The organism is Streptomyces kunmingensis (assembly GCF_039533535.1).
Classification (GTDB): Bacteria; Actinomycetota; Actinomycetes; order Streptomycetales; family Streptomycetaceae; genus Streptomyces; species Streptomyces kunmingensis.
On sequence record NZ_BAAATS010000030.1, the window covers coordinates 301,623 to 321,267 of the forward strand.

17 protein-coding genes and 1 pseudogene are annotated in these 19,645 nt (G+C 70.8%); 11 read left to right on the top strand and 7 right to left on the bottom strand.

Annotated features, from left to right (window positions below):
- Positions 1 to 141: 141 nt before the first annotated feature.
- Positions 142 to 2,403, bottom strand: coding sequence for an SF1B family DNA helicase RecD2 (gene recD2, locus ABD366_RS34710; protein WP_324773524.1), 2,262 nt, complete (start codon positions 2,401 to 2,403; stop codon positions 142 to 144).
- A 73-nt stretch (positions 2,404 to 2,476) separates the two neighbouring features.
- Between recD2 and ABD366_RS34715 the strand changes: the two genes are divergently transcribed.
- Positions 2,477 to 3,310, top strand: a complete 834-nt coding sequence (locus ABD366_RS34715) for an aminoglycoside adenylyltransferase domain-containing protein (protein WP_324773521.1) — start codon at positions 2,477 to 2,479, stop codon at positions 3,308 to 3,310.
- Between the two features lie 223 nt (positions 3,311 to 3,533).
- On the opposite strand, the gene ABD366_RS34720 is transcribed toward ABD366_RS34715, so the two are convergent.
- A complete protein-coding gene (locus ABD366_RS34720) occupies positions 3,534 to 4,295 on the bottom strand; it encodes a GntR family transcriptional regulator (protein ID WP_324773519.1) in 762 nt (253 codons plus the stop codon).
- 77 nt (positions 4,296 to 4,372) lie between these two features.
- Here ABD366_RS34720 and ABD366_RS34725 point away from each other — a divergent pair.
- The 4 genes and pseudogenes from ABD366_RS34725 to ABD366_RS34740 all read left to right on the top strand — a co-directional run.
- Positions 4,373 to 4,651, top strand: a pseudogene (locus tag ABD366_RS34725) (hypothetical protein); the annotation flags it as partial.
- 519 nt (positions 4,652 to 5,170) lie between these two features.
- Positions 5,171 to 5,473 (top strand): hypothetical protein, encoded by a 303-nt coding sequence (locus tag ABD366_RS34730; protein ID WP_324773517.1) that lies wholly within the window; start codon positions 5,171 to 5,173, stop codon positions 5,471 to 5,473.
- 230 nt (positions 5,474 to 5,703) lie between these two features.
- Positions 5,704 to 5,913 (top strand): DUF4287 domain-containing protein, encoded by a 210-nt coding sequence (locus ABD366_RS34735; protein ID WP_324773515.1) that lies wholly within the window; start codon positions 5,704 to 5,706, stop codon positions 5,911 to 5,913.
- 119 nt (positions 5,914 to 6,032) lie between these two features.
- Entirely contained in the window at positions 6,033 to 6,674 is a 642-nt protein-coding gene (locus tag ABD366_RS34740) for a dihydrofolate reductase family protein (RefSeq protein ID WP_324773513.1), read from the top strand.
- Between the two features lie 46 nt (positions 6,675 to 6,720).
- On the opposite strand, the gene ABD366_RS34745 is transcribed toward ABD366_RS34740, so the two are convergent.
- A complete protein-coding gene (locus ABD366_RS34745; RefSeq protein ID WP_324773511.1) occupies positions 6,721 to 7,293 on the bottom strand; it encodes a hypothetical protein in 573 nt (190 codons plus the stop codon).
- A 218-nt stretch (positions 7,294 to 7,511) separates the two neighbouring features.
- Between ABD366_RS34745 and ABD366_RS34750 the strand changes: the two genes are divergently transcribed.
- The 5 genes from ABD366_RS34750 to rbsD are packed head-to-tail and all read left to right on the top strand — an operon-like array spanning position 7,512 to position 13,382.
- Positions 7,512 to 8,555 carry a LacI family DNA-binding transcriptional regulator gene (locus tag ABD366_RS34750; protein ID WP_324773509.1) on the top strand — a complete coding sequence of 348 codons (1,044 nt, stop codon included), beginning with the start codon at positions 7,512 to 7,514 and terminating at the stop codon, positions 8,553 to 8,555.
- On the top strand, positions 8,552 to 10,090 hold the full coding sequence (locus ABD366_RS34755; protein WP_324773507.1) for a sugar ABC transporter ATP-binding protein: 1,539 nt from the start codon (positions 8,552 to 8,554) through the stop codon (positions 10,088 to 10,090). Before ABD366_RS34750 ends, ABD366_RS34755 begins: the two co-directional genes overlap by 4 nt.
- A complete protein-coding gene (locus ABD366_RS34760) occupies positions 10,080 to 12,038 on the top strand; it encodes an ABC transporter permease/substrate-binding protein (protein WP_324773505.1) in 1,959 nt (652 codons plus the stop codon). The genes ABD366_RS34755 and ABD366_RS34760 overlap by 11 nt, the downstream gene beginning before the upstream one ends.
- 49 nt (positions 12,039 to 12,087) lie before the next feature.
- Complete coding sequence (locus ABD366_RS34765; protein WP_324773503.1) at positions 12,088 to 12,996, top strand: ribokinase; 909 nt, start codon at positions 12,088 to 12,090, stop codon at positions 12,994 to 12,996.
- Positions 12,993 to 13,382 (top strand): D-ribose pyranase, encoded by a 390-nt coding sequence (rbsD, locus tag ABD366_RS34770; RefSeq protein WP_324773501.1) that lies wholly within the window; start codon positions 12,993 to 12,995, stop codon positions 13,380 to 13,382. The genes ABD366_RS34765 and rbsD overlap by 4 nt, the downstream gene beginning before the upstream one ends.
- A 225-nt stretch (positions 13,383 to 13,607) precedes the next feature.
- On the opposite strand, the gene ABD366_RS34775 is transcribed toward rbsD, so the two are convergent.
- From ABD366_RS34775 to ABD366_RS34785, 3 genes are read right to left on the bottom strand one after another with little or no spacing between them, the layout of a single operon-like run.
- Entirely contained in the window at positions 13,608 to 14,444 is an 837-nt protein-coding gene (locus ABD366_RS34775) for a sugar phosphate isomerase/epimerase family protein (protein ID WP_324773499.1), read from the bottom strand.
- The gene (locus tag ABD366_RS34780) at positions 14,441 to 15,598 is read right to left on the bottom strand and encodes a dihydrodipicolinate synthase family protein (protein WP_324773497.1); all 1,158 of its coding nucleotides are present in this window, start codon (positions 15,596 to 15,598) and stop codon (positions 14,441 to 14,443) included. The genes ABD366_RS34775 and ABD366_RS34780 overlap by 4 nt, the downstream gene beginning before the upstream one ends.
- Positions 15,595 to 16,752 (bottom strand): Gfo/Idh/MocA family protein, encoded by a 1,158-nt coding sequence (locus tag ABD366_RS34785; RefSeq protein WP_324773495.1) that lies wholly within the window; start codon positions 16,750 to 16,752, stop codon positions 15,595 to 15,597. The genes ABD366_RS34780 and ABD366_RS34785 overlap by 4 nt, the downstream gene beginning before the upstream one ends.
- 188 nt (positions 16,753 to 16,940) lie before the next feature.
- On the opposite strand from ABD366_RS34785, the gene ABD366_RS34790 reads away from it, so the two are divergent.
- Positions 16,941 to 17,990, top strand: coding sequence for a LacI family DNA-binding transcriptional regulator (locus ABD366_RS34790; RefSeq protein ID WP_324773493.1), 1,050 nt, complete (start codon positions 16,941 to 16,943; stop codon positions 17,988 to 17,990).
- 190 nt (positions 17,991 to 18,180) lie between these two features.
- Here the strand turns inward: ABD366_RS34790 and ABD366_RS34795 are convergent, their stop codons facing one another.
- Positions 18,181 to 19,608 carry an alkaline phosphatase family protein gene (locus tag ABD366_RS34795; RefSeq protein ID WP_324773491.1) on the bottom strand — a complete coding sequence of 476 codons (1,428 nt, stop codon included), beginning with the start codon at positions 19,606 to 19,608 and terminating at the stop codon, positions 18,181 to 18,183.
- Between the last annotated feature and the right edge of the window lie 37 nt (positions 19,609 to 19,645).

Genomic DNA, 19,645 nt, shown 5'->3' on the forward strand with positions numbered 1-19,645 from the left:
TCCCCCACTTGGCCCAGCAGAGTGCACTCGGGGTCGACCATTGGGCCTATTGACGGCACTCAGTGCCGCCAACCTGCTCATCCTGCCCCCTTCGCCCTGGTTCCGGAAGTCCTCTGTGACCTTCCCGACGAATTTGATCGATCAAAAATTTTGAAGGATCGCGCCGGACAACCGGAAATCGAGCGCGGTACAGCGTCTGCCCGCCGAAACCGTGCGCACCGCCTGCCCCAGAGCCTTGCGTGAACCGACCAGGACCACCAGCTTCTTCGCACGGGTGACCGCTGTGTAGAGAAGGTTCCGCTGAAGCATCATCCAGGCTCCGGTGGTGACCGGAATCACCACACACGGGTACTCACTGCCCTGCGAACGGTGGATCGTGACGGCATACGCGTGCGTCAGCTCGTCCAGCTCGTCGAAGTCGTACGGGACTTCCTCGTCCTCGTCCGTCAGTACCGTCAGCTTCTGCTCGTCGGCGTCGAGGGAGGTGACGACGCCGACCGTGCCGTTGAAGACGCCGTTGGCACCCTTCTCATAGTTGTTCCGGATCTGGGTGACTTTGTCGCCCACGCGGAAGACCCGGCCGCCGAACCGCTTCTCGGGCAGCTCCGGGCGGCCCGGTGTGATGGCCTGCTGGAGCAGCCCGTTCAGCGTGCCCGCGCCGGCCGGGCCTCGGTGCATCGGGGCGAGCACCTGGACGTCGCGGCGCGGGTCGAGGCCGAACTTGGCGGGGATGCGCCGCGCGGCCACGTCGACCGTCAGCCGCCCCGCCTCCTCCGTGTCCTCCTCCACGAAGAGGAAGAAGTCCTTGAGGCCCTGAGTGAGCGGCGGCGTACCGGAGTTGATCCGGTGGGCGTTCGTGACCACCCCCGACTCCTGGGCCTGGCGGAAGATCCGGGTCAGACGGACGGCGGGGACCGGGCTGCCCTCGGACAGCATGTCGCGCAGCACCTCGCCCGCGCCGACGCTCGGCAGCTGGTCCACATCGCCGACGAAGAGGAGATGCGCGCCGGGTGGCACCGCCTTCACCAGTTTGTTGGCGAGGAGCAGGTCGAGCATGGACGCCTCGTCGACCACGACCAGGTCGGCGTCGAGCGGGCGGTCCTTGTCGTAGGCCGCGTCGCCGCCCGGCTTCAGCTCCAGAAGGCGGTGGACGGTGGAGGCGTCCGCGCCGGTCAGCTCGGCGAGGCGCTTGGCGGCGCGGCCGGTCGGCGCGGCCAGCACCACCTTCGCCTTCTTGGCGCGGGCCAGCTCGACGATCGAGCGGACGGTGAACGACTTGCCGCAGCCGGGCCCGCCGGTCAGCACCGCGACCTTGCGCGTCAGCGCCAGCTTGACGGCCTCCTTCTGCTCGGGCGCGAGATCGGCTCCGGTGCGGCCCGCGAGCCAGGTCAGGGCCTTGTCCCAGGCCACGTCGCGGAAGGCGGGCATCCGGTCCTTGTCGGTGCGCAGCAGCCGGGACAACTGGGCGGAGAGGGAGAGTTCGGCGCGGTGGAAGGGGACGAGGTAGATCGCGGTGACCGGTTCGCCGTGCTCGCCTGGCACCTGCTCCCGTACGACACCGGGCTCGCCGGAGTCCTCGTCCGGCAGCGCCAGCTCGGCCAGGCACTCGATGACCAGGCCGGTGTCGACCTGGAGCAGCTTCACCGCGTCGGCGATCAGCCGCTCCTCGGGCAGGAAGCAGTGGCCCTGGTCGGTGGATTGCGAAAGGGCGTACTGGAGACCGGCCTTGACGCGCTCGGGGCTGTCGTGCGGGATGCCGACGGACTGGGCGATGCGGTCGGCGGTGAGGAAGCCGATGCCCCAGACGTCGGAGGCGAGGCGGTACGGCTGGTTCTTCACGACGCCGATCGACGCGTCGCCGTACTTCTTGTAGATGCGCACGGCGATCGAGGTCGACACGCTGACGCTCTGGAGGAAGAGCATCACTTCCTTGATCGCCTTCTGTTCCTCCCAGGCGTCCGCGATCTTCTTGGTGCGCTTGGGGCCGAGGCCCGGCACCTCGATGAGGCGCTTCGGCTCCTGCTCGATGATGTCGAGGGTGTCCAGGCCGAAGTGCTGCGTGATGCGGTCGGCGAAGACCGGGCCGATGCCCTTGACCAGGCCGGATCCCAGGTAGCGGCGGATGCCCTGGATCGTGGCGGGCAGCACCGTCGTGTAGTTCTCCACCGTGAACTGCTTGCCGTACTGGGGGTGCGAGCCCCAGCGGCCCTCCATCCGCAGCGACTCCCCCGCCTGCGCGCCGAGCAGCGAGCCGACGACCGTCAGCAAATCCCCGGCGCCTCTGCCGGTGTCGACGCGCGCGACGGTGTACCCCGTGTCCTCATTGGCGTACGTGATCCGCTCGAGGACTCCCTCGAGCACCGCCATCGGCCGGGCGCCGCCCTGCGCCTGCTCCTTCGCCATGATCCGACGGTATCGGTGAGGTACGACAACGGGGCATCCGCCGGGGTTTTCGGGGCTGGCCTAGGGTGCGGGGATGGGTGAGACGAGCGGGGTTCCGGCGGGCGAGGTTCCGGCGGGCGGGGTGCCGGTGAGTGTGCGGCGGCTGCTGCCCGATCTGCTGACGGCTGTGGCGCCGGTGGTGGGCGAGCGGGTGGTGGGGGTGTGGTTGTACGGGTCTGCCGCTACGGGATCGTTCGAGCGCGGGGTGAGCGATGTCGACGTACTGATCGGGGTGGAAGGTGAACTCGGTGTCGGAGTCGGTGAGTTGCTTGCTGTCGAGGCGCGAATCCTGCGGGCGCATCCGGCGTTCCGGGAGCGGCTCGACCTGACGTTCGCGCCCTCGGCCGCGCTCGCCGGAAGCCTCCTCGAACCCCTGCTCGTGGTCTCCCCCGGCGAACCGCCGCACACCGCGCGCGTGCTGCCCCGTTGGGCGCTGACCCGGGTCCTCGTCCGCGAGACGGGCCTGACGCTGGCCGGCCGGCCGGCGCGGGAGTCCCTGGCCGCCGCCGAACCGCAGGAGCTGCGGACCGCGCTCATCGACTCCGTCGCGGGGCTGCGGGACTGGGCGCCCGAAGTACGGCACCGGGGCGGCCACGCCTACCTGGTACTGACCGCGTGCCGGGCCCTGCGCGCCCTGACCACCGGTGAACTGGCGGACAAGGCGCAGGCGGCGGAGTGGACGGCCGCGCGGTGGCCGCGCCTCGGCCCCCTCCTGGAGGCGGCACTGGCGTGGCGCCGGACGCAGGCGGTCCGGGACGAGACGCCACTTCCGGCGGAACTGGCCGCGCTGCGGGATGAGTTGCTGGACCTGGTCGCGGCGACGGCAGGTGCGGCGCACGCGGGGCCGGCCGGGCAAGCGGGTAACTGAGGTCTGCGGGCATCGGGGCGCGCTGGCCGCTGGAGCGCGAGCCGGGCACGACGTAAGCCCGATACGTCGGGGCCGGTCAGCTCGCACCCTGGAGCGGGCGTGGTTCAGGGTACCCAGGTGGCGCGCCCCATGGCACGGCTCCCGCACCACCGCCGAAGCGGAGCCGATCGACAGAGCCCCCAGCAACTCGAACCTGCGGCCAAGCGCTTAGAAGGCACAACGCCTATCCGCGATGGTTGATCGGGATCTCGTAAACGATCTCGCAGTGAGCGGCAGGTACGACGATGTCCGCAGTCTCCACAGGCTGCCCTTGGTCGCTGTAGTAGGTGCGTCGGATGTGAGTGACGAGGCCAGCCTTCTGAATGCCGAGTAGCGAGGCTTCCTCTGCGGTGGCCTGCCTTGGCTCGGGCTGCTCGACGGCATGGCTGACGGTGATCCCGATAGCGGCCATGCGATTGACGACGCCTGCCCCGGCATGCGGCCCGCCTTCGGGCAGGACGACGAGCGTGCCCGCGGTCAGTTCGTAGGGCTCCCAGCTGGTGGAGAGCTGCACAGGGCGGCCATCACCGAGGAACTCGTACGACGTCCGGACACAGAGATCGCCGACACCTATGCCCAGGCGCGCCGCGATGTCGGCGGACGCCGGCACCTTGGCATCGGTACGGCTTTCCCAGTCACCTTGCCTGCCGACAGCCTGCATGTCTGCACGGAACGGCGACCCTCCAGGCTGCTCGCGGGCCGACGACCGCACGACCCGCACTCGCTGCCGAGGCTCCGCGACGTAAGTACCCGAGCCTGCGCGTCCCTCAAGCACTCCTTGGGAGATCAACAGCTCCTGCGCCCGCCGGACCACGTTCTCCCCGACGCCGCACTCCTGCCCGATCCGCCCGCGAGAGGGCAGGCGGTCTCCGGGCTCCCATACGCGCTCAGCGATCCGCCGCCGGAGCTCGTCGGCGATGCGGAGGTAGGGCGGCTGCTCAGGCACATGGCAAATCTAGTCCACTAGCTCTAAGCTAGTTAACCAGCTTCACTGAACGTGATCGCTGGCGACGGAGGCTGCCTGTGCCCGCTTCGAAGTTGAGCGCGGCGGCCATCGCCGCCCGGCTGTCCGCTGTCGGGCTCCCCACCCACGCGCGTGGACGAGCGCACTCGGTTCACGGCAATCGAAGCGGACGTACCGGACTCGCTCCCCGCTGATTCGTGGAGAGAGGTCTTGGACGTGGTGGCAGAAGCCGACCGCTTCGGGCTCGTGGCCACCAGTGGAAACGACCGCACCTTATGGGCGGTCGTGAACAACCCGGCCTCACCACGGGCGACGTCGGGAGACCGGGCCATCAGCAACAGGAGCTGATTCAGAATGCTCAACCGTATGCGCCGCGCCGCCGCTGCCCTGAGGGCGCGCTACTTCCCCAGAGGCAGGCACCGCCGCGCCTCAACACCATGCCCGCAACCCGCGCCGACTTTTACCGCCGCTTGCAACGGACCGACGGTCGTTCGCAGCCGCTCCTGCGACTGGGCGAGCCACCGGTACCCGCTCGCGGGTGAGGAGAACGCCCTCGTCCGCCCGTACGTCCTGACGTGGGAACGTCACGCACAGCAACACAGGTCGGTGGTCATTGCTCCGCTCTCGTCAGCTGACACGCGTTCGGTCCTCCTGGGGGCGCACTGATGCCTACACGACGGCAGACCAGCAGCCTGGACGCCTCGACTTCGTACCGCTCGAGCGCCTGCCGCATTGGCACCCACCCAGCCTGCTCCGAGTCCTCCCCGACTGCGGCCCCGGTCGACGTGCCGCTGATCTACGAGGCATGCGACTGCCCGTGTCATTTGATTCCCGGTCACCAAGAGGCAAAGGCAGGGGTGGCCGCACAGAACGTACTGAGGCTGCTTCCATGGGCAGGCACCGAGGGCAAGCCGTGCTATCTGGGCACAGACGACCCGGAGAGCTTCATGTCCCGCCTGGCGGACCATGTCGAGGCGGAGCAGCTTGAGATGGCATCCGAGTTGGTGGAGAAGGCATTCGAGCTACTCGACGACGAGACAGTAGACCTGAAGCATCTGAAGATCTTTGCGGCCCGGTTGGCCGCTGCCTTGAGAGACGTGCTGCGCGTGGCTACCAGTCGCGGCGACCGTCTGCCGACCCCGTGTTCCGGAAACGACTGACGAGTTATCTGCTGACCGCGATACACCTCGCCGGGCAGCACCGCGGCGGGGGCTCGGTGTAACCCGAACCCCCGCCGCTTCAGCCGACGACCGCCATGGGCCGGAACGCGGAACCAGGAGAGCGCGGGGTCGGCGCGTGGCGTGGATCACAGTGCGGGACCGGTGAGTTCCGTGATGCCCGCGCGTCCTACACGGCAACACCATCCGCACCCGGCCGACAGGACCCCGCCATGACCACCGCCAAAGGCCCCGCCAGTTACTTCCCGTCCATCGAGAAGAAGTACGGGCAGCCGGTCGCCCACTGGCAGGAACTCATCCGGGCCTCGCCCCTGACCAAGCACATGGAGCTGGTCGGCTGGCTCAAGGCCGAGCACGGCCTCGGCCACGGGCACGCCAACGCCCTTGTCGCGCACACGCTCGCGGAGGGCCGCGGCGAGTAGCAACGCGGGGCGGGGCGGGAAAAGTTGTCGGCCGCTGTCGATCCGGTCGCGGACCGTTCGACGTCATCATGTGCGGCGCCCTGCCCCACGATGACGCGACCGACCTGGCGAGGGAACACGTGGATCAATTGCTGAGAGTCATGAACTTCAACGTCTCCAGTGACGGCATCGGAGCCGGTGAGCACCAGAGCTTCGAGCGGCCGTTCGGGGTCGACCATGCCGAGCGGCTGTTCTCCTGGGCCGGTGCCACGGCGAGTTGGCCCATGCGTGCGGATCCCGGGGGGAGCCGGGGCCTCGACGACTACTTCACGCGGGATTTCGACCGCAACATCGGTGCCGAGATCATGGGCCGGAACAAGTTCGGGCCCCAGCGCGGGCCCTGGCAGAACCATGAGTGGCGCGGATGGTGGGGAGAGGAGCCGCCGTTCCGCACGCCGGTGTTCGTCATGACCCACCACACGCGTCCGTCGTTCACGCTCTCCGACACCACGTTCCACTTCGACGACGACCCGGCCACGGTCCTCGAACGGGCACGGGAAGCGGCGCGCGGCAAGGACGTCCGGCTCGGCGGCGGGGTCACCACCATCCGGCAGTTCCTCGACGCCGGCCTCGTCGACACCCTGCATGTGGCGGTGTCGCCGGTGAAACTCGGCTCCGGGCTACGGCTCTGGGACTCCCCCGACGAGCTGCGCGACCGGTACCTCCTGGAGGTGGTGCCCAGCCCGAGCGGCGTGACGCACCACCTGTTCTGGCGGAAGTGACGCCGCCAGGGCCGCGGGGCGTGGGGCGCGGGGCCCGCCCGGGGCGTCAGATCCCGCCCATCGGCTTCATGTCGACCTTCACCGGCGTGCCCCACACCCGCACGACCTCGTAGTCCGTGAACTCGTGCACCAGCCGGTAAGCCATCGCCGCGTCCGGGCGGCGGCGCTGCGCCGCGAGGTAGAGGTCCGCCTCGCGGCGGTCGTGGCGCGGGGTGCCGCAGAGCTGCCACACCTGCCCGTTCCACATCTCCGGGATCCAGCGCTGCTGGGGCTGCGGGCGGTCCTCGCGCGTGCCGTAGCGCGACATCACGGGCTGCTCCTCGGCGCGGGGGCGCGCGGGACCGCCCCCGTACTCCGAGCGGCGCGCCTGGCGGCGGCGTGTCTCGCACAGCAGGCACAGGTCGGGCGCCGACTCGTCGACCGCGCCCTGCGGGTGCTCGGCGCAGCGGGTCGTGGGCGCCGAGCCGGTGACCGTGTCGTCGAGCAGCTCCAGGGCGCGCTTCACGTCACCCCGCACCTCGTGGAGCTTGGCGTCCGAGGTGTCGCCGGTGAGCGTGTCGCCGTGCTCGCCGAGCAGTCGCAGGGCGCGGCCGAGTGCGGTGAGCTGCGCGTGGTTCACGGTCCTGGTCTCCGTTCGTCGCCGGGTCTGCGTATCCCATAACCCGTTGCTCCACCATGGCATGCCCCACCGACAAACCTCCCCGCGCCGCCTCCGCCCCATCACGATCCGGTCACGACAACCGGAACCCCCCTTGCCACCATCCCATGTAATCGATTCCAATCCATCCAAGCGGTTCATGTAATCGATTCCACGCAGCCACAAGGAGGTGGTCCGTGATGCCGTCCAGCGCGAGCATCAAGGACGTCGCAGCCGCGGCCGGGGTTTCCGTCGCCACGGTCTCGCGGGTTCTCAACGACCACCCATCCGTCAGCCCCGACGCCCGGGCGCGGGTCATGGCCGCCGTGGATTCACTCGGCTACCGGCCCAACGCCGTCGCCCGCTCCCTGCGCACCGACCAGACCCGCACCCTCGGCCTGGTCATCAGCGACGTGCTGAACCCGTACTTCACCGAGCTGGCCCGCTCGGTCGAGGAAGAGGCCCGCGCACTCGGCTACAGCGTGATCATCGGCAACGCCGACGAGCGGCCCGACCTCCAGGACCACCACGTACGGACCCTCCTCGACCGGCGCATCGACGGACTCCTCGTCTCCCCCACCGACGGCGGCTCCCCGCTGATGCTGGACGCGGCCAGGGGCGGCACCCCGATGGTCTTCGTCGACCGGTGGATCCCGGGCGTCGACGTGCCGGTCGTGCGCTCCGACGGGCGGGCCGCGATCCGGGACCTCGTCGCGCATCTGCACCGGCTCGGGCACCGCCGGCTCGCCATCATCGCGGGCCCGGCGGCGACCACGACGGGCAGTGAGCGCGTCACCGCGTTCCGGGAGGCGCTCGCCTCGTACGCGATCGAGCTGCCGGACTTCTACATAGGGCAGGGCGACTTCCAGGCGGGCAGCGGGCGCCGCGTGACGGACGGGTTCCTGGACCTGCCCGAGCCGCCCGAGGTCGTGTTCGCGGCCGACAACCTGATGGCGCTCGGCGCGCTCGACGCGATCCGCGCGCGCGGGCTGCGCGTCCCGGACGACATCGCGCTCGCCGCGTTCGACGACATCCCCTGGTTCGTGCACACCGATCCGCCCGTCACGGCGATCGCCCAGCCGACGACGGAGCTGGGGCGGGCCGCCGTGCGCGCCCTCGTGGACCGCATCGAGGGCCGGCCTCCCGCGTCCGTGACGCTCCCCGCCCACCTCGTCGTACGTCACTCGTGCGGCGAGCCACGTTCAGCACAACCGCCCACCTCAATGGAGAGGAGAGCCCAGTGAACCAGCCGCGCAACCCGGACGAGTTGCTGCGTATCGAAGGGATACGGAAGACCTTCCCCGGCGTCGTCGCGCTCGACAGTGTCGACTTCGACCTGCGACGGGGCGAGGTGCACGTCCTGCTCGGTGAGAACGGGGCCGGCAAGAGCACGCTGATCAAGATGCTCTCCGGCGCCTACACGCCCGACGAGGGCCGCATCACCGTCGGCGGCGAGCAGGTCCGTATCCATGGTGCGCAGGACGCCGAACGGCTCGGCATCGCCACGATCTATCAGGAGTTCAACCTCGTTCCTGATCTGACCGTGGCCGAGAACATCTTCCTGGGGCGTCAGCCGCGCCGCTTCGGTCTCATCGACCGCAAGAAGATGGACGCCGACGCCGAAGCGCTCCTCGCGCGCGTGGGCGTGAAGGTGTCGCCACGCGCGCGCGTGCGTGAACTCGGCATCGCCCGACTCCAGATGGTCGAGATCGCGAAGGCGCTCAGCCTGGACGCCCGCGTGCTGATCATGGACGAGCCGACCGCCGTGCTCACCTCCGAGGAGGTGGAGAAGCTCTTCGCCATCGTGCGTGCGTTGCGCGAGGACGGTGTCGGCATCGTCTTCATCACGCATCACCTGGAGGAGATCGCCGCTCTGGGCGACCGGGTCACCGTCATCCGGGACGGCCGCAGTGTGGGCCAGGTGCCCGCCTCGACCCCCGAGGACGAGCTCGTACGGCTCATGGTGGGGCGCTCGATCGAGCAGCAGTACCCGCGGGAGCGGCCCGACACGGGCGCCGCGCTGCTGAAGGTCGAGGGGCTGAGCCGGGACGGCGTCTTCCACGACGTGAGTTTCGAGGTGCGGGCCGGTGAGGTCGTCGGCATCGCCGGGCTCGTCGGCGCGGGGCGTACGGAAGTGGTCCGTGCCGTCTTCGGCGCCGATCCGTACGACGCGGGCAGTGTGGAAGTCGGTGGGGCCCGGCTGCCCCGGCACGACGTGAACGCCGCCATGGCCGCCGGGGTCGGGCTCGTCCCCGAGGACCGCAAGGGCCAGGGCCTCGTGCTCGACCAGTCCGTGGCGGAGAACCTCGGGCTCGTGACCCTGCGGACCGCGACCCGCGGCGGGTTCGTCGACCTCAAGGGGCAGTACGCCGCCGCCGAGCGGATCGCCTCCCAACTGGGCGTGCGGATGGCCGGGTTGGGCCAGCACGTGCGCACCCTGTCCGGCGGCAACCAGCAGAAGGTCGTCATCGGCAAGTGGCTCCTCGCCGACATCAAGGTGCTGATCCTCGACGAGCCGACGCGCGGGATCGACGTCGGCGCGAAGGTCGAGATCTACCAGCTCGTCAACGAGCTGACCGCCGCCGGGCACGCCGTCCTCATGATCTCCAGCGATCTGCCGGAAGTGCTCGGCATGAGTGACCGGGTGCTGGTCATGGCGCAGGGCCGGATCGCCGGTGAACTCGCCGCCGAGGACGCCACCCAGGACTCCGTGATGGCACTCGCCGTCAGCAACCAGAACCACCACGCGTACGAGGAGGAGGGCTCCCGTGACCACTGACACGCTCGGCAAGAAGAACGGCAAGAGCGCGACCACATCCGGCGGGAGCCTGCTGCGGCTGCTCCTCGACAACGGCGCGCTGACCGCGCTCGTCGTCCTCGTCATCGTGATGTCGCTGCTGTCCGGTGACTTCCTCACCACCACGAACCTGCTGAACGTGGGCGTGCAGGCGGCCGTGACGGCGATCCTCGCCTTCGGTGTCACCTTCGTCATCGTCTCGGCGGGCATCGACCTGTCCGTCGGCTCGGTGGCCGCCCTGTCCGCGACCGTCCTCGCCTGGGCCGCGACGAACGAAGGAGTGCCGGTCGTCATAGCCGTGCTCCTCGCCGTCGTCACCGGCGTGGCCTGCGGACTCGTCAACGGCGCCCTCATCTCGTACGGCAAGCTCCCGCCGTTCATCGCGACGCTCGCGATGCTGTCGGTCGGACGCGGGCTCTCGCTCGTCATCTCGCAGGGCAGCCCGATCCCCTTCCCCAACTCGGTCTCGCACCTCGGTGACACGCTGGGCGGCTGGCTGCCGGTGCCGGTCATCGTGATGGTGGTCGTCGGGCTGATCACCGCTGTCGTGCTCGGGCGTACGTTCATCGGGCGCTCCATGTACGCGATCGGCGGCAACGAGGAAGCGGCCCGGCTGTCCGGCCTGCGCGTCAAGCGGCAGAAGCTCGTCATCTACGGTCTGTCCGGCCTGTTCGCGGCCGTCGCCGGTATCGTCCTCGCCTCCCGGCTCTCCTCCGCGCAGCCGCAGGCCGCGCAGGGCTACGAGCTGGACGCCATCGCCGCCGTCGTCATCGGCGGTGCCTCGCTGGCCGGTGGTACGGGCAAGGCGTCGGGCACGTTCATCGGCGCGCTGATCCTCGCGGTCCTCCGCAACGGCCTCAACCTGCTGTCCGTGTCCGCCTTCTGGCAGCAGGTCGTCATCGGCGTCGTCATCGCGCTCGCCGTGCTGCTCGACACCGTGCGCCGCAAGGCCGGGGCCACACCGGCCGCCGCCGGTGCCGGTACGGGCGGACCGAAGCAGAAGATGCAGTACCTGATCGCGGCCGTCGTCGCCGCGGCGATCGTCGGCGGCCTCGCGCTGTGGAACAACGGCTCGTCGTCCGACAGCAAGAAGGACCTCAAGCTGGGCATGGCCGTCTCCACGCTCAACAACCCGTTCTTCACCGAGATGCGGGCCGGCGCGCAGGCCGAGGCCAAGAAGCAGGGCGTGCAGCTGACCGTCACCGACGCGCAGAACGACGCCTCGCAGCAGGCCAACCAGCTGCAGAACTTCACCAGCACGGGCCTGGGCGCCGTCATCGTCAACCCGGTCGACTCCGACGCCGTCGGCCCGTCCGTGCGCGGCGCCAACAAGGCCGGCATCCCCGTCGTCGCCGCCGACCGCGGCGTGAACAAGGCGGAGACGGCAACGCTCGTCGCCTCCGACAACGTCGCGGGCGGCAAGCAGGCCGCGAAGGCGCTCGCCGACAAGCTCGGCGGCAAGGGCACCATCGTGATCCTCCAGGGCCAGGCCGGTACGTCGGCCAGCCGCGAGCGCGGCGCGGGCTTCGCCGCCGGGCTCAAGAACTACCCGGGCATCAAGGTCGCCGCCAAGCAGCCCGCGGACTTCGACCGCACCAAGGGCCTGGACGTCATGACGAACCTGCTCCAGTCGCACCCCGACATCGACGGTGTCTTCGCCGAGAACGACGAGATGGCGCTCGGCGCGGTCAAGGCCCTCGGTTCCAAGGCGGGCAAGTCGGTCTCGGTCGTCGGCTTCGACGGCACTCCGGACGGCTTCAAGGCCGTGCAGGCGGGCACGCTGTACGCCTCCGTCGCCCAGCAGCCGCGCGAGCTCGGCAAGATCGCCGTGCAGAACGCGATCCGGGCGGCCCAGGACAAGAAGATCGCCGACGCGGTGAAGGTGCCGGTCAAGGTCGTGACGGAGAAGAACGTCGCCAACTTCAAGTGACAGTGACGCTCTCGTAGGCTTTGTGCCGACATACGAAGAAAGGCACCGCATGAACACGTACGACCTCCTCGTCGTCGGGTCGGCCAACGCCGACCTGGTGGTGGGCGTCGACCGCCGCCCGGCCGCCGGGGAGACCGTCCTCGGCTCGGACCTGGTCGTCCACCCGGGCGGCAAGGGCGCCAACCAGGCGGTCGCCGCCGCCAGGCTCGGTGCCCGTACGGCGCTCCTCGCGCGGGTCGGCGACGACGGGCACGGGACGCTGCTGCGGGAGTCGATGGAGTCGGCGGGCGTCGACACGTCCGGCGTCCTCGTCGGCGGGGCGCCCACCGGCGTCGCACTGATCACCGTCGACCCGTCCGGGGACAACAGCATCGTCGTGTCCCCGGGCGCGAACGGCCGGCTCACCCCGGACGACGTACGTGCGGCCGGTGAGCTGTTCGCGGGCGCCCGGGTCGTCTCCACGCTGCTGGAGATCCCGCTGGAGACGGTCGCGGAGGTGGCCCGCAGCATTGCCGACGGCGCCCGGCTCGTGCTGAACCCGTCGCCGCCCGCGCCGCTGCCGGACGAGGTCCTCGCGGTGTGCGACCCGCTGATCGTGAACGAGCACGAGGCCCGCGTGGTCCTCGGCACGGACACGGAGGGGGGCCCCGGAGACTGGGACGACTGGGCGCGGGCGCTGCTCGCGCTCGGCCCGCGCTCGGTCGTGATCACGCTCGGCGCCGACGGCGCGCTCGTCGCGGACGCCTCGGGCTCGTCCCGGGTGGCGTCGGTGAAGGTGAAGGCCGTGGACACGACGGGCGCAGGTGACGCGTTCACCGCGGCGCTCGCCTGGCGCCTCGGGACCGGCGAAGCGCTGGCCGACGCCGCCGCCTACGCGGCCCGCGTCGGCGCCGCCGCCGTCACCAAGGAGGGCGCGCAGGTGTCGTACCCGACCGCGGAAGAGGTCGCCGCGCTGTGAAGAAGTCCGGCATTCTCAACCGTCATCTGGCGGGCGCCACAGCCGAGTTGGGGCACGGGGACGGGGTGCTGATATGTGACGCGGGACTGCCGATCCCCGCCGGTCCGCGCGTCGTCGACCTCGCTTTCCGGGCCGGGGTGCCGTCGTTCGCGGAGGTCCTGGACGGGCTGCTCGACGAGCTGGTGGTCGAGGCGGGCACGGCCGCGCACGAGGTGCGGGAGGCGAACCCGGCGGCGGCCGGCCTGCTCCGGGAGCGGGTGCCGTCCCTCGGCTTCGTCACGCACGAGGAACTGAAGGAGCTGTCGGGAAGCGCGCGGCTGATCGTGCGGACCGGGGAGGCGCGGCCGTACGCGAACGTGCTGCTGCGCTGCGGCGTCTTCTTCTGAGACGACCGAAGCGTCCAAAAAACGCCGAGTGAAATGCCCGAGGGGCCCGGTCCGTGGACCGGGCCCCTCGGGCCTTCCCCTCCTGCGTCGGAGCTTCCTGGATCCCCCCAGATCTCCCCCTCCGAAAACCCCGACGCACCGTAGACCCGCCGGGGCCCCGAAAGGTTGCACGGATGCGGAGCGTTTTCTTCCCGGGATTTTCGGCGGGGCCGAAAGAGCCCGGATTCAGCAGGCGTGCTCGGTGAACCGGGCCGCCGTCTCCGCCAGGACCTCGCGGCCGTCCCGCGCCCACAGGCCGTCGTTGAACAGCTCGACCTCGATGGGGCCGGAGTACCCCTGGTCCTCCACCAGGCGGCGCCAGTACCGCATGTCGATCGAGCCGTCGCCGATCTGGCCGCGCCCGTTGAGCACGCCCTCGGGCAGCGGCGTCGTCCAGTCCGCCAGCTGGAACGTGGCGATGCGGCCCTGTGCCCCGGCCCGCGCGATCTGCTCGGGTGCCCGGTCGTCCCACCAGATGTGGTACGTGTCCACGCAGACGCCGACCTGGTGCGCGGGGAAGCGCTCGGCGATGTCCAGGGCCTGGGCGAGCGTCGAGACGACGCAGCGGTCGGCCGCGTACATGGGGTGCAGCGGCTCGATGGCCAGCCGCACCCCGTTCTCGGCGGCGTACGGGGCGAGTTCGGTGAGCGCGTCGGCGATACGTTCCCGGGCGCCCGCCAGATCGTAGGAGCCTGCCGGGAGTCCGCCGGAGACGAGGACGAGGACGTCCGTGCCGAGGGTGACGGCCTCGTCGACGGCGCGCTTGTTGTCCTCGATCGCCGCCTTGCGGTCGGCCGGGTCGATCGCGGTGAGGAAGCCGCCGCGGCAGTGCGTGGAGACGGAGAGGCCCGCCTCGTTCAGCAGCTTGGCGGCCGCCTCGACGCCGTACTCCTGCACCGGGGCGCGCCAGGTGCCGACGTGCTGAACGCCCAACTCGACGCAGGCTGCGACGAGTTCGGGCAGGCCGAGCTGCTTGACCGTCATCTGGTTGATGGAGAACCGAGGGTCGGCGGTGGCGCTCATGAGGTCACTCCGTACAGGGCGAGCAGCTGCTTCATGCGGGCCTCGGCCAGCTCCGGGTTCGGGAAGAGGCCCAGCCCGTCGGCGAGTTCGTACGCCTTCGCGAAGTGCGGGAGCGAGCGGGCCGACTGGAGGCCGCCGACCATCGCGAAGTGGTCCTGGTGGCCCGCGAGCCAGGCCAGGAGGACGACGCCGGTCTTGTAGAAGCGGGTCGGGGTCTGGAAGAGGTGCCGGGACAGCTCGACCGTCGGGTCGAGGAGTGACCGGAAACCCTTCGCGTCGCCGGTGTCGAGGACGCGGACCGCCTGCGCGGCGAGCGGGCCCAGCGGGTCGAAGATGCCGAGCAGCGCGTGGCTGAAGCCGCGGTCGTCGCCGGCGATCAGCTCGGGATAGTTGAAGTCGTCGCCCGTGTAGCAGCGCACGCCCTGCGGGAGGCGGCGGCGCAGGTCGACCTCGCGCTGGGCGTCGAGCAGCGACACCTTGATGCCGTCGACCTTGTCCGGGTGCGCGGCGATGACCTCCAGGAAGGTCTCCGTCGCGGCGTCCAGGTCGGCGGAGCCCCAGTAGCCGTCGAGCGCCGGGTCGAACATCGGGCCGAGCCAGTGCAGGACGACCGGCTCGGTGGCCTGGCGCAGGAGGTGGCCGTAGACCTCGAGGTAGTCCTCGGGGCCCTTGGCGACGGCGGCCAGTGCGCGGGACGCCATGAGGATCGCCTGTGCGCCCGTCCCCTCCACGAGCGCGAGCTGCTCCTCGTAGGCGGCGCGCACGGTCGCCAGGTCCGCGGCGGGGCCGGTGAGCTGGTCGGTGCCGACGCCGCACGCGATGCGGCCGCCGACGGCTCTCGCCTCGGCGGCGGAGCGCCGGATGAGTTCGGCGGCGCCCGCCCAGTCCAGGCCCATGCCGCGCTGCGCGGTGTCCATCGCCTCGGCGACACCGAGCCCGTGCGACCACAGGTGGCGGCGGAAGGCGAGGGTGGCGTCCCAGTCGACGGCGGCCGGCGAGTCGGGCGTCGTGTCGGCGAACGGGTCGGCGACGACGTGGGCCGCCGAGAAGACGACACGCGAGGAGAAGGGCGCGCCGGTGTCGAGGGCGAGGGGCGTGGAGCGCGGCTCGTACGATCGCAACGCGCCCGTCGTGTCCGGGAGTTGGATGGTCACAGCGTGATCTCCGGTACGTCGATGCGGCGGCCCTCGGCGGACGCCTTCAGGCCCAGCTCGGCGAGCTGCACGCCGCGGGCGCCGGCCAGCAGGTCCCAGTGGTAGGGCGCGTCGGCGTACACGTGCTTGAGGAAGAGCTCCCACTGCGCCTTGAAGCCGTTGTCGAACTCGGCGTTGTCGGGCACTTCCTGCCACTGGTCGCGGAAGGAGTAGGTGGCGGGGATGTCCGGGTTCCAGACCGGCTTGGGCGTGGCGCTGCGGTGCTGCACGCGGCAGTTGCGCAGGCCGGCGACGGCGGAGCCCTCGGTGCCGTCGACCTGGAACTCCACGAGCTCGTCGCGGTTGACGCGGACGGCCCAGGAGGAGTTGATCTGGGCGACGGCTCCGCCGTCCAGCTCGAAGATGCCGTACGCGGAGTCGTCGGCGGTGGCGTCGTAGGGCTTGCCGCTCTCGTCCCAGCGCTGCGGGATGTGCGTGGTGATGTGCGCCTGCACGGACGCGACCCGGCCGAACAGCTCGTGCAGCACGTACTCCCAGTGCGGGAACATGTCGACGACGATGCCGCCGCCGTCCTCGGAGCGGTAGTTCCAGCTCGGGCGCTGCGCCTCCTGCCAGTCGCCCTCGAAGACCCAGTAGCCGAACTCGCCGCGCACGGAGAGGATCTTGCCGAAGAAGCCGCCGTCGATGAGGCGCTTCAGCTTGAGCAGGCCCGGCAGGAAGATCTTGTCCTGGACGACGCCGGACTTGATGCCCGCGTCCTTGGCGAGCCGGGCCAGGTCGAGGGCGCCGTCGAGGCCGGTGGCGGTCGGCTTCTCGGTGTAGATGTGCTTGCCCGCGGTGATCGCCTTCTTCAGCGCCTCCTCCCGGGCGGAGGTCACCTGCGCGTCGAAGTAGATGTCGATCGAGTCGTCGGCGAGGACGGCGTCGAGATCGGTGGAGATGTTCTCCTCGCTCAGGCCGTGCCGCTCGGCGAGCGCCCGCAGCGCGTGCTCGCGGCGGCCGACGAGGACCGGCTCGGGCCACAGCACCGTGCCGTCGCCGAGATCGAGTCCGCCCTGGTCACGCAGGGCCAGGAGAGAACGGACGAGGTGCTGGCGGTAGCCCATGCGCCCCGTCACACCGTTCATGGCGATGCGCACCGTCTTGCGTGTCACGTGAGTCCCTTCGTCCTTCGCTACAGGAGGCCGCGGATGGCAGGCGTGCGTAGCGAGCGTTCGTAGCAAGCGCTTTCTACTTAGAAAGAAGCTAGCCTCTGCACAGCCGCTCGGACAAGAGCGGATACGAGACCGGCCGGGGCTCCCCGACTCTGGAGTGGTCCCGGCCGTTGACGGAGGATGACTCGATGACCGTGACCCTGGCGGACGTGGCGGCCCGTGCGCAGGTGTCCCCCGCCACCGTCTCGCGCGTGCTGAACGGCAACTATCCGGTCGCCGCGGCCACGCGCGAGCGGGTGCTGAAGGCCGTGGACGATCTGGACTACGTCCTCAACGGCCCGGCCAGCGCCCTCGCCGCGGCCACCTCCGACCTGGTCGGGGTGCTCGTCAACGACATCGCCGACCCCTTCTTCGGGATCATGGCGTCCGCGGTGCAGTCGGAGATCGTCGGACCCGGCGGGCGGGCCGGCGGGGAGCGGCTCGCGGTGGTCTGCAACACGGGCGGCTCGCCCGAGCGGGAGCTGACCTATCTGACCCTGCTGCAGCGCCAGCGGGCGGCGGCGGTCGTCCTCACGGGCGGCGCCATCGAGGACGAGGCCCATGTCGCGGCGGTCGCCGGGAAGCTGCGGCGCCTGGCGGAGGCGGGTACGCGCGTCGTGCTGTGCGGCCGGCCGCCGGTGCCGGAGACGGACGCGGCGGCGCTGACGTTCGACAACCGGGGCGGGGCGATGGAGCTGACCCGGCACCTGCTCGACCTCGGGCACCGCCGGATCGGCTACGTGGCGGGCCCCCAGGAGCGCACGACGACGCGCGACCGGCTGGAGGGCCACCGTGCGGCGCTGGCCGAGGCGGGCGTCACGGAGTCGGACGGGCTGGTGGCCCACGGCCCCTACGACCGCGGCGCCGGGTATGCGGCCACCGCCGAACTGCTGCGCAGCGAACCGGAGTTGACGGCCGTGGTCGCGGCGAACGACACGATGGCGCTCGGCGCGTGCGCGGCGCTGCGGGAGGCGGGGCTGCGCATCCCCGAGGACGTGTCGGTGGCGGGCTTCGACGACCTGCCGTTCAGCGTGGACGCGGTCCCCGCCCTCACGACGGTCCGCCTCCCCCTCGCGGACGCGGCAGCGCGGGCGGGCCGCATCGCGATGGGCCGCGAGGCGGAACCGGCGGGCGGGGTGGACGTGGTGCGCGGGGAGTTGATGGTGCGGGGGTCCACGGGGGCGCCGCGCGGGGCCTAGTCGCGGGGCGCGGCTCGGCGAACAGGTCCCTGTCCCGGGACGACGACCTCGGCCGGGCCGTCCGGCCACGGGCGGCGCCGTTCGCGCTGCTGCCGTCCGCGGTGGTGTGGGGGCTGGCGTGAGGCGCGGGAGCCGGTGCTGACGGGGCCGCCGCGCACCCGCAGGTTTCCGGTGCGCGGCGGGGTGCCCGCTACAGGTGGGGGCGGCGGCCACGCTCCTGGTGCGGGAACTGCTGGTCCGCGCCGGGCAGGGTCGGGTCCGGGAGAGTGGCGACGTCCTCCTTCGCCTGCGCCAGCTGCTTCGCCGTGTCGTGCGGCAGGCGGGGCGGCCGGCGTGAGGCGTGGGAGAAGCGGAACGCCGAGGTGAGGTCGCCGAAGGTGGACCGGCGCCAGTCGGTGACGTTGGGTTCGGCGACGCCCGTGAACTTCTCCAGGAACTGCAGCGCCGAGGTGTGGTCGAAGGACTCGGTGGCCACCCAGCCGCCGACCGTCCACGGCGAGACGATGATCGCCGGGACGCGGAACCCGCCGCCGATCGGCAGGCCGTTGACGAACTCGCCGGGCGTTCCCGCCGGGGGCGTGGGCGGGGCCACGTGGTCGAACAGTCCGTCGTTCTCGTCGTAGTTGAGGATGAAGGCCGTCTTCGCCCAGACCTTGGGGTTGGAGGCGATCGCCTCGATCTTCTGGGCCACGAAGTCGGCACCGGCGGCCGGCAGGTAGTCGGGGTGCTCCGACTGGTAGCTCGTCGGCATGATCCAGCTGACGGCCGGGAGACGGTCGTTGCGGGCGTCGTCCTCGAAGGTGCCCTCGGGCTGGGGACGTACACCGCGCTCGTAGAGCTCCGAGCCCGGCTTGGCGTCCTTGAAGGACGCGAACTGCTCCAGCATGTTGCAGCCGTAGTCGTCGTCCTGCTGGTAGACCTTCCAGCTGACGCCCGCGGCCTGGAGCCGTTCGGCGTACGTCGTCCAGCGGTACGGCGACGGCGCCGTGTTGTTCAGGATCGGGCCGCCCTGGGTGCCGGACGGGTCGATCGTGCCCGTCATCCAGTAGAGACGGTTGGGCCAGGTCGGGCCGAAGACGGAGCAGAAGTAGTTGTCGCAGATGGTGAAGGCCTCGGCCAGCGCGAACTGGAACGGGATGTCCTTGCGCGTGTAATAGCCCATCACATAGGGGCCGTTGACGCCGTCGGCCTTGCGGTGGGCCGGGAGCCACTGGTCCATGGCGCCGTTGTTCCACGCCTCGTGCTGCACCGACCAGGCGTGACTCGTGGACGGGATGGCCTGCGCGCTGGTGGAGTGCGTGTCCAGGTGGAAGGGGAGGAGGTACCCCTTCGGGTTCTCGGCGTCGGGCTGGTAGAACACCGAGCGGCCGTTGCTCAGTTTCAGCGCCTTGGGGTCGTTGAAGCCGCGTACGCCCTTGAGCGTGCCGAAGTAGTGGTCGAAGGAGCGGTTCTCCTGCATGAGCATCACGACGTGCTCGATGTCGCGCAGGGACCCCTTGCGGGGCGGGCCCGCGGCGACCGCCTTCTGCACGCTGGGCGGCAGGAGCGAGAGCGCGGCGGCGCCGCCGACGGCGCCTGCCGCGGAGCCGAGGAGTCTGCGTCGGGTCAGTTCGGCCATGGGAGCCCCCTGGGGGTGAGGTGTGGCTTCGGCTTCG

Bases quoted from the DNA above. Each gene is read 5' to 3' on its own strand.
- ABD366_RS34795 (WP_324773491.1), bottom strand. From the start codon at position 19,608: ATGGCCGAACTGACCCGACGCAGACTCCTCGGCTCCGCGGCAGGCGCC.
- ABD366_RS34735 (WP_324773515.1), top strand. From the start codon at position 5,704: ATGACCACCGCCAAAGGCCCCGCCAGTTACTTCCCGTCCATCGAGAAG.
- ABD366_RS34775 (WP_324773499.1), bottom strand. From the start codon at position 14,444: ATGAGCGCCACCGCCGACCCTCGGTTCTCCATCAACCAGATGACGGTC.
- ABD366_RS34750 (WP_324773509.1), top strand. From the start codon at position 7,512: ATGCCGTCCAGCGCGAGCATCAAGGACGTCGCAGCCGCGGCCGGGGTT.
- ABD366_RS34715 (WP_324773521.1), top strand. From the start codon at position 2,477: ATGGGTGAGACGAGCGGGGTTCCGGCGGGCGAGGTTCCGGCGGGCGGG.
- ABD366_RS34765 (WP_324773503.1), top strand. From the start codon at position 12,088: ATGAACACGTACGACCTCCTCGTCGTCGGGTCGGCCAACGCCGACCTG.
- recD2 (WP_324773524.1), bottom strand. From the start codon at position 2,403: ATGGCGAAGGAGCAGGCGCAGGGCGGCGCCCGGCCGATGGCGGTGCTC.
- ABD366_RS34790 (WP_324773493.1), top strand. From the start codon at position 16,941: ATGACCGTGACCCTGGCGGACGTGGCGGCCCGTGCGCAGGTGTCCCCC.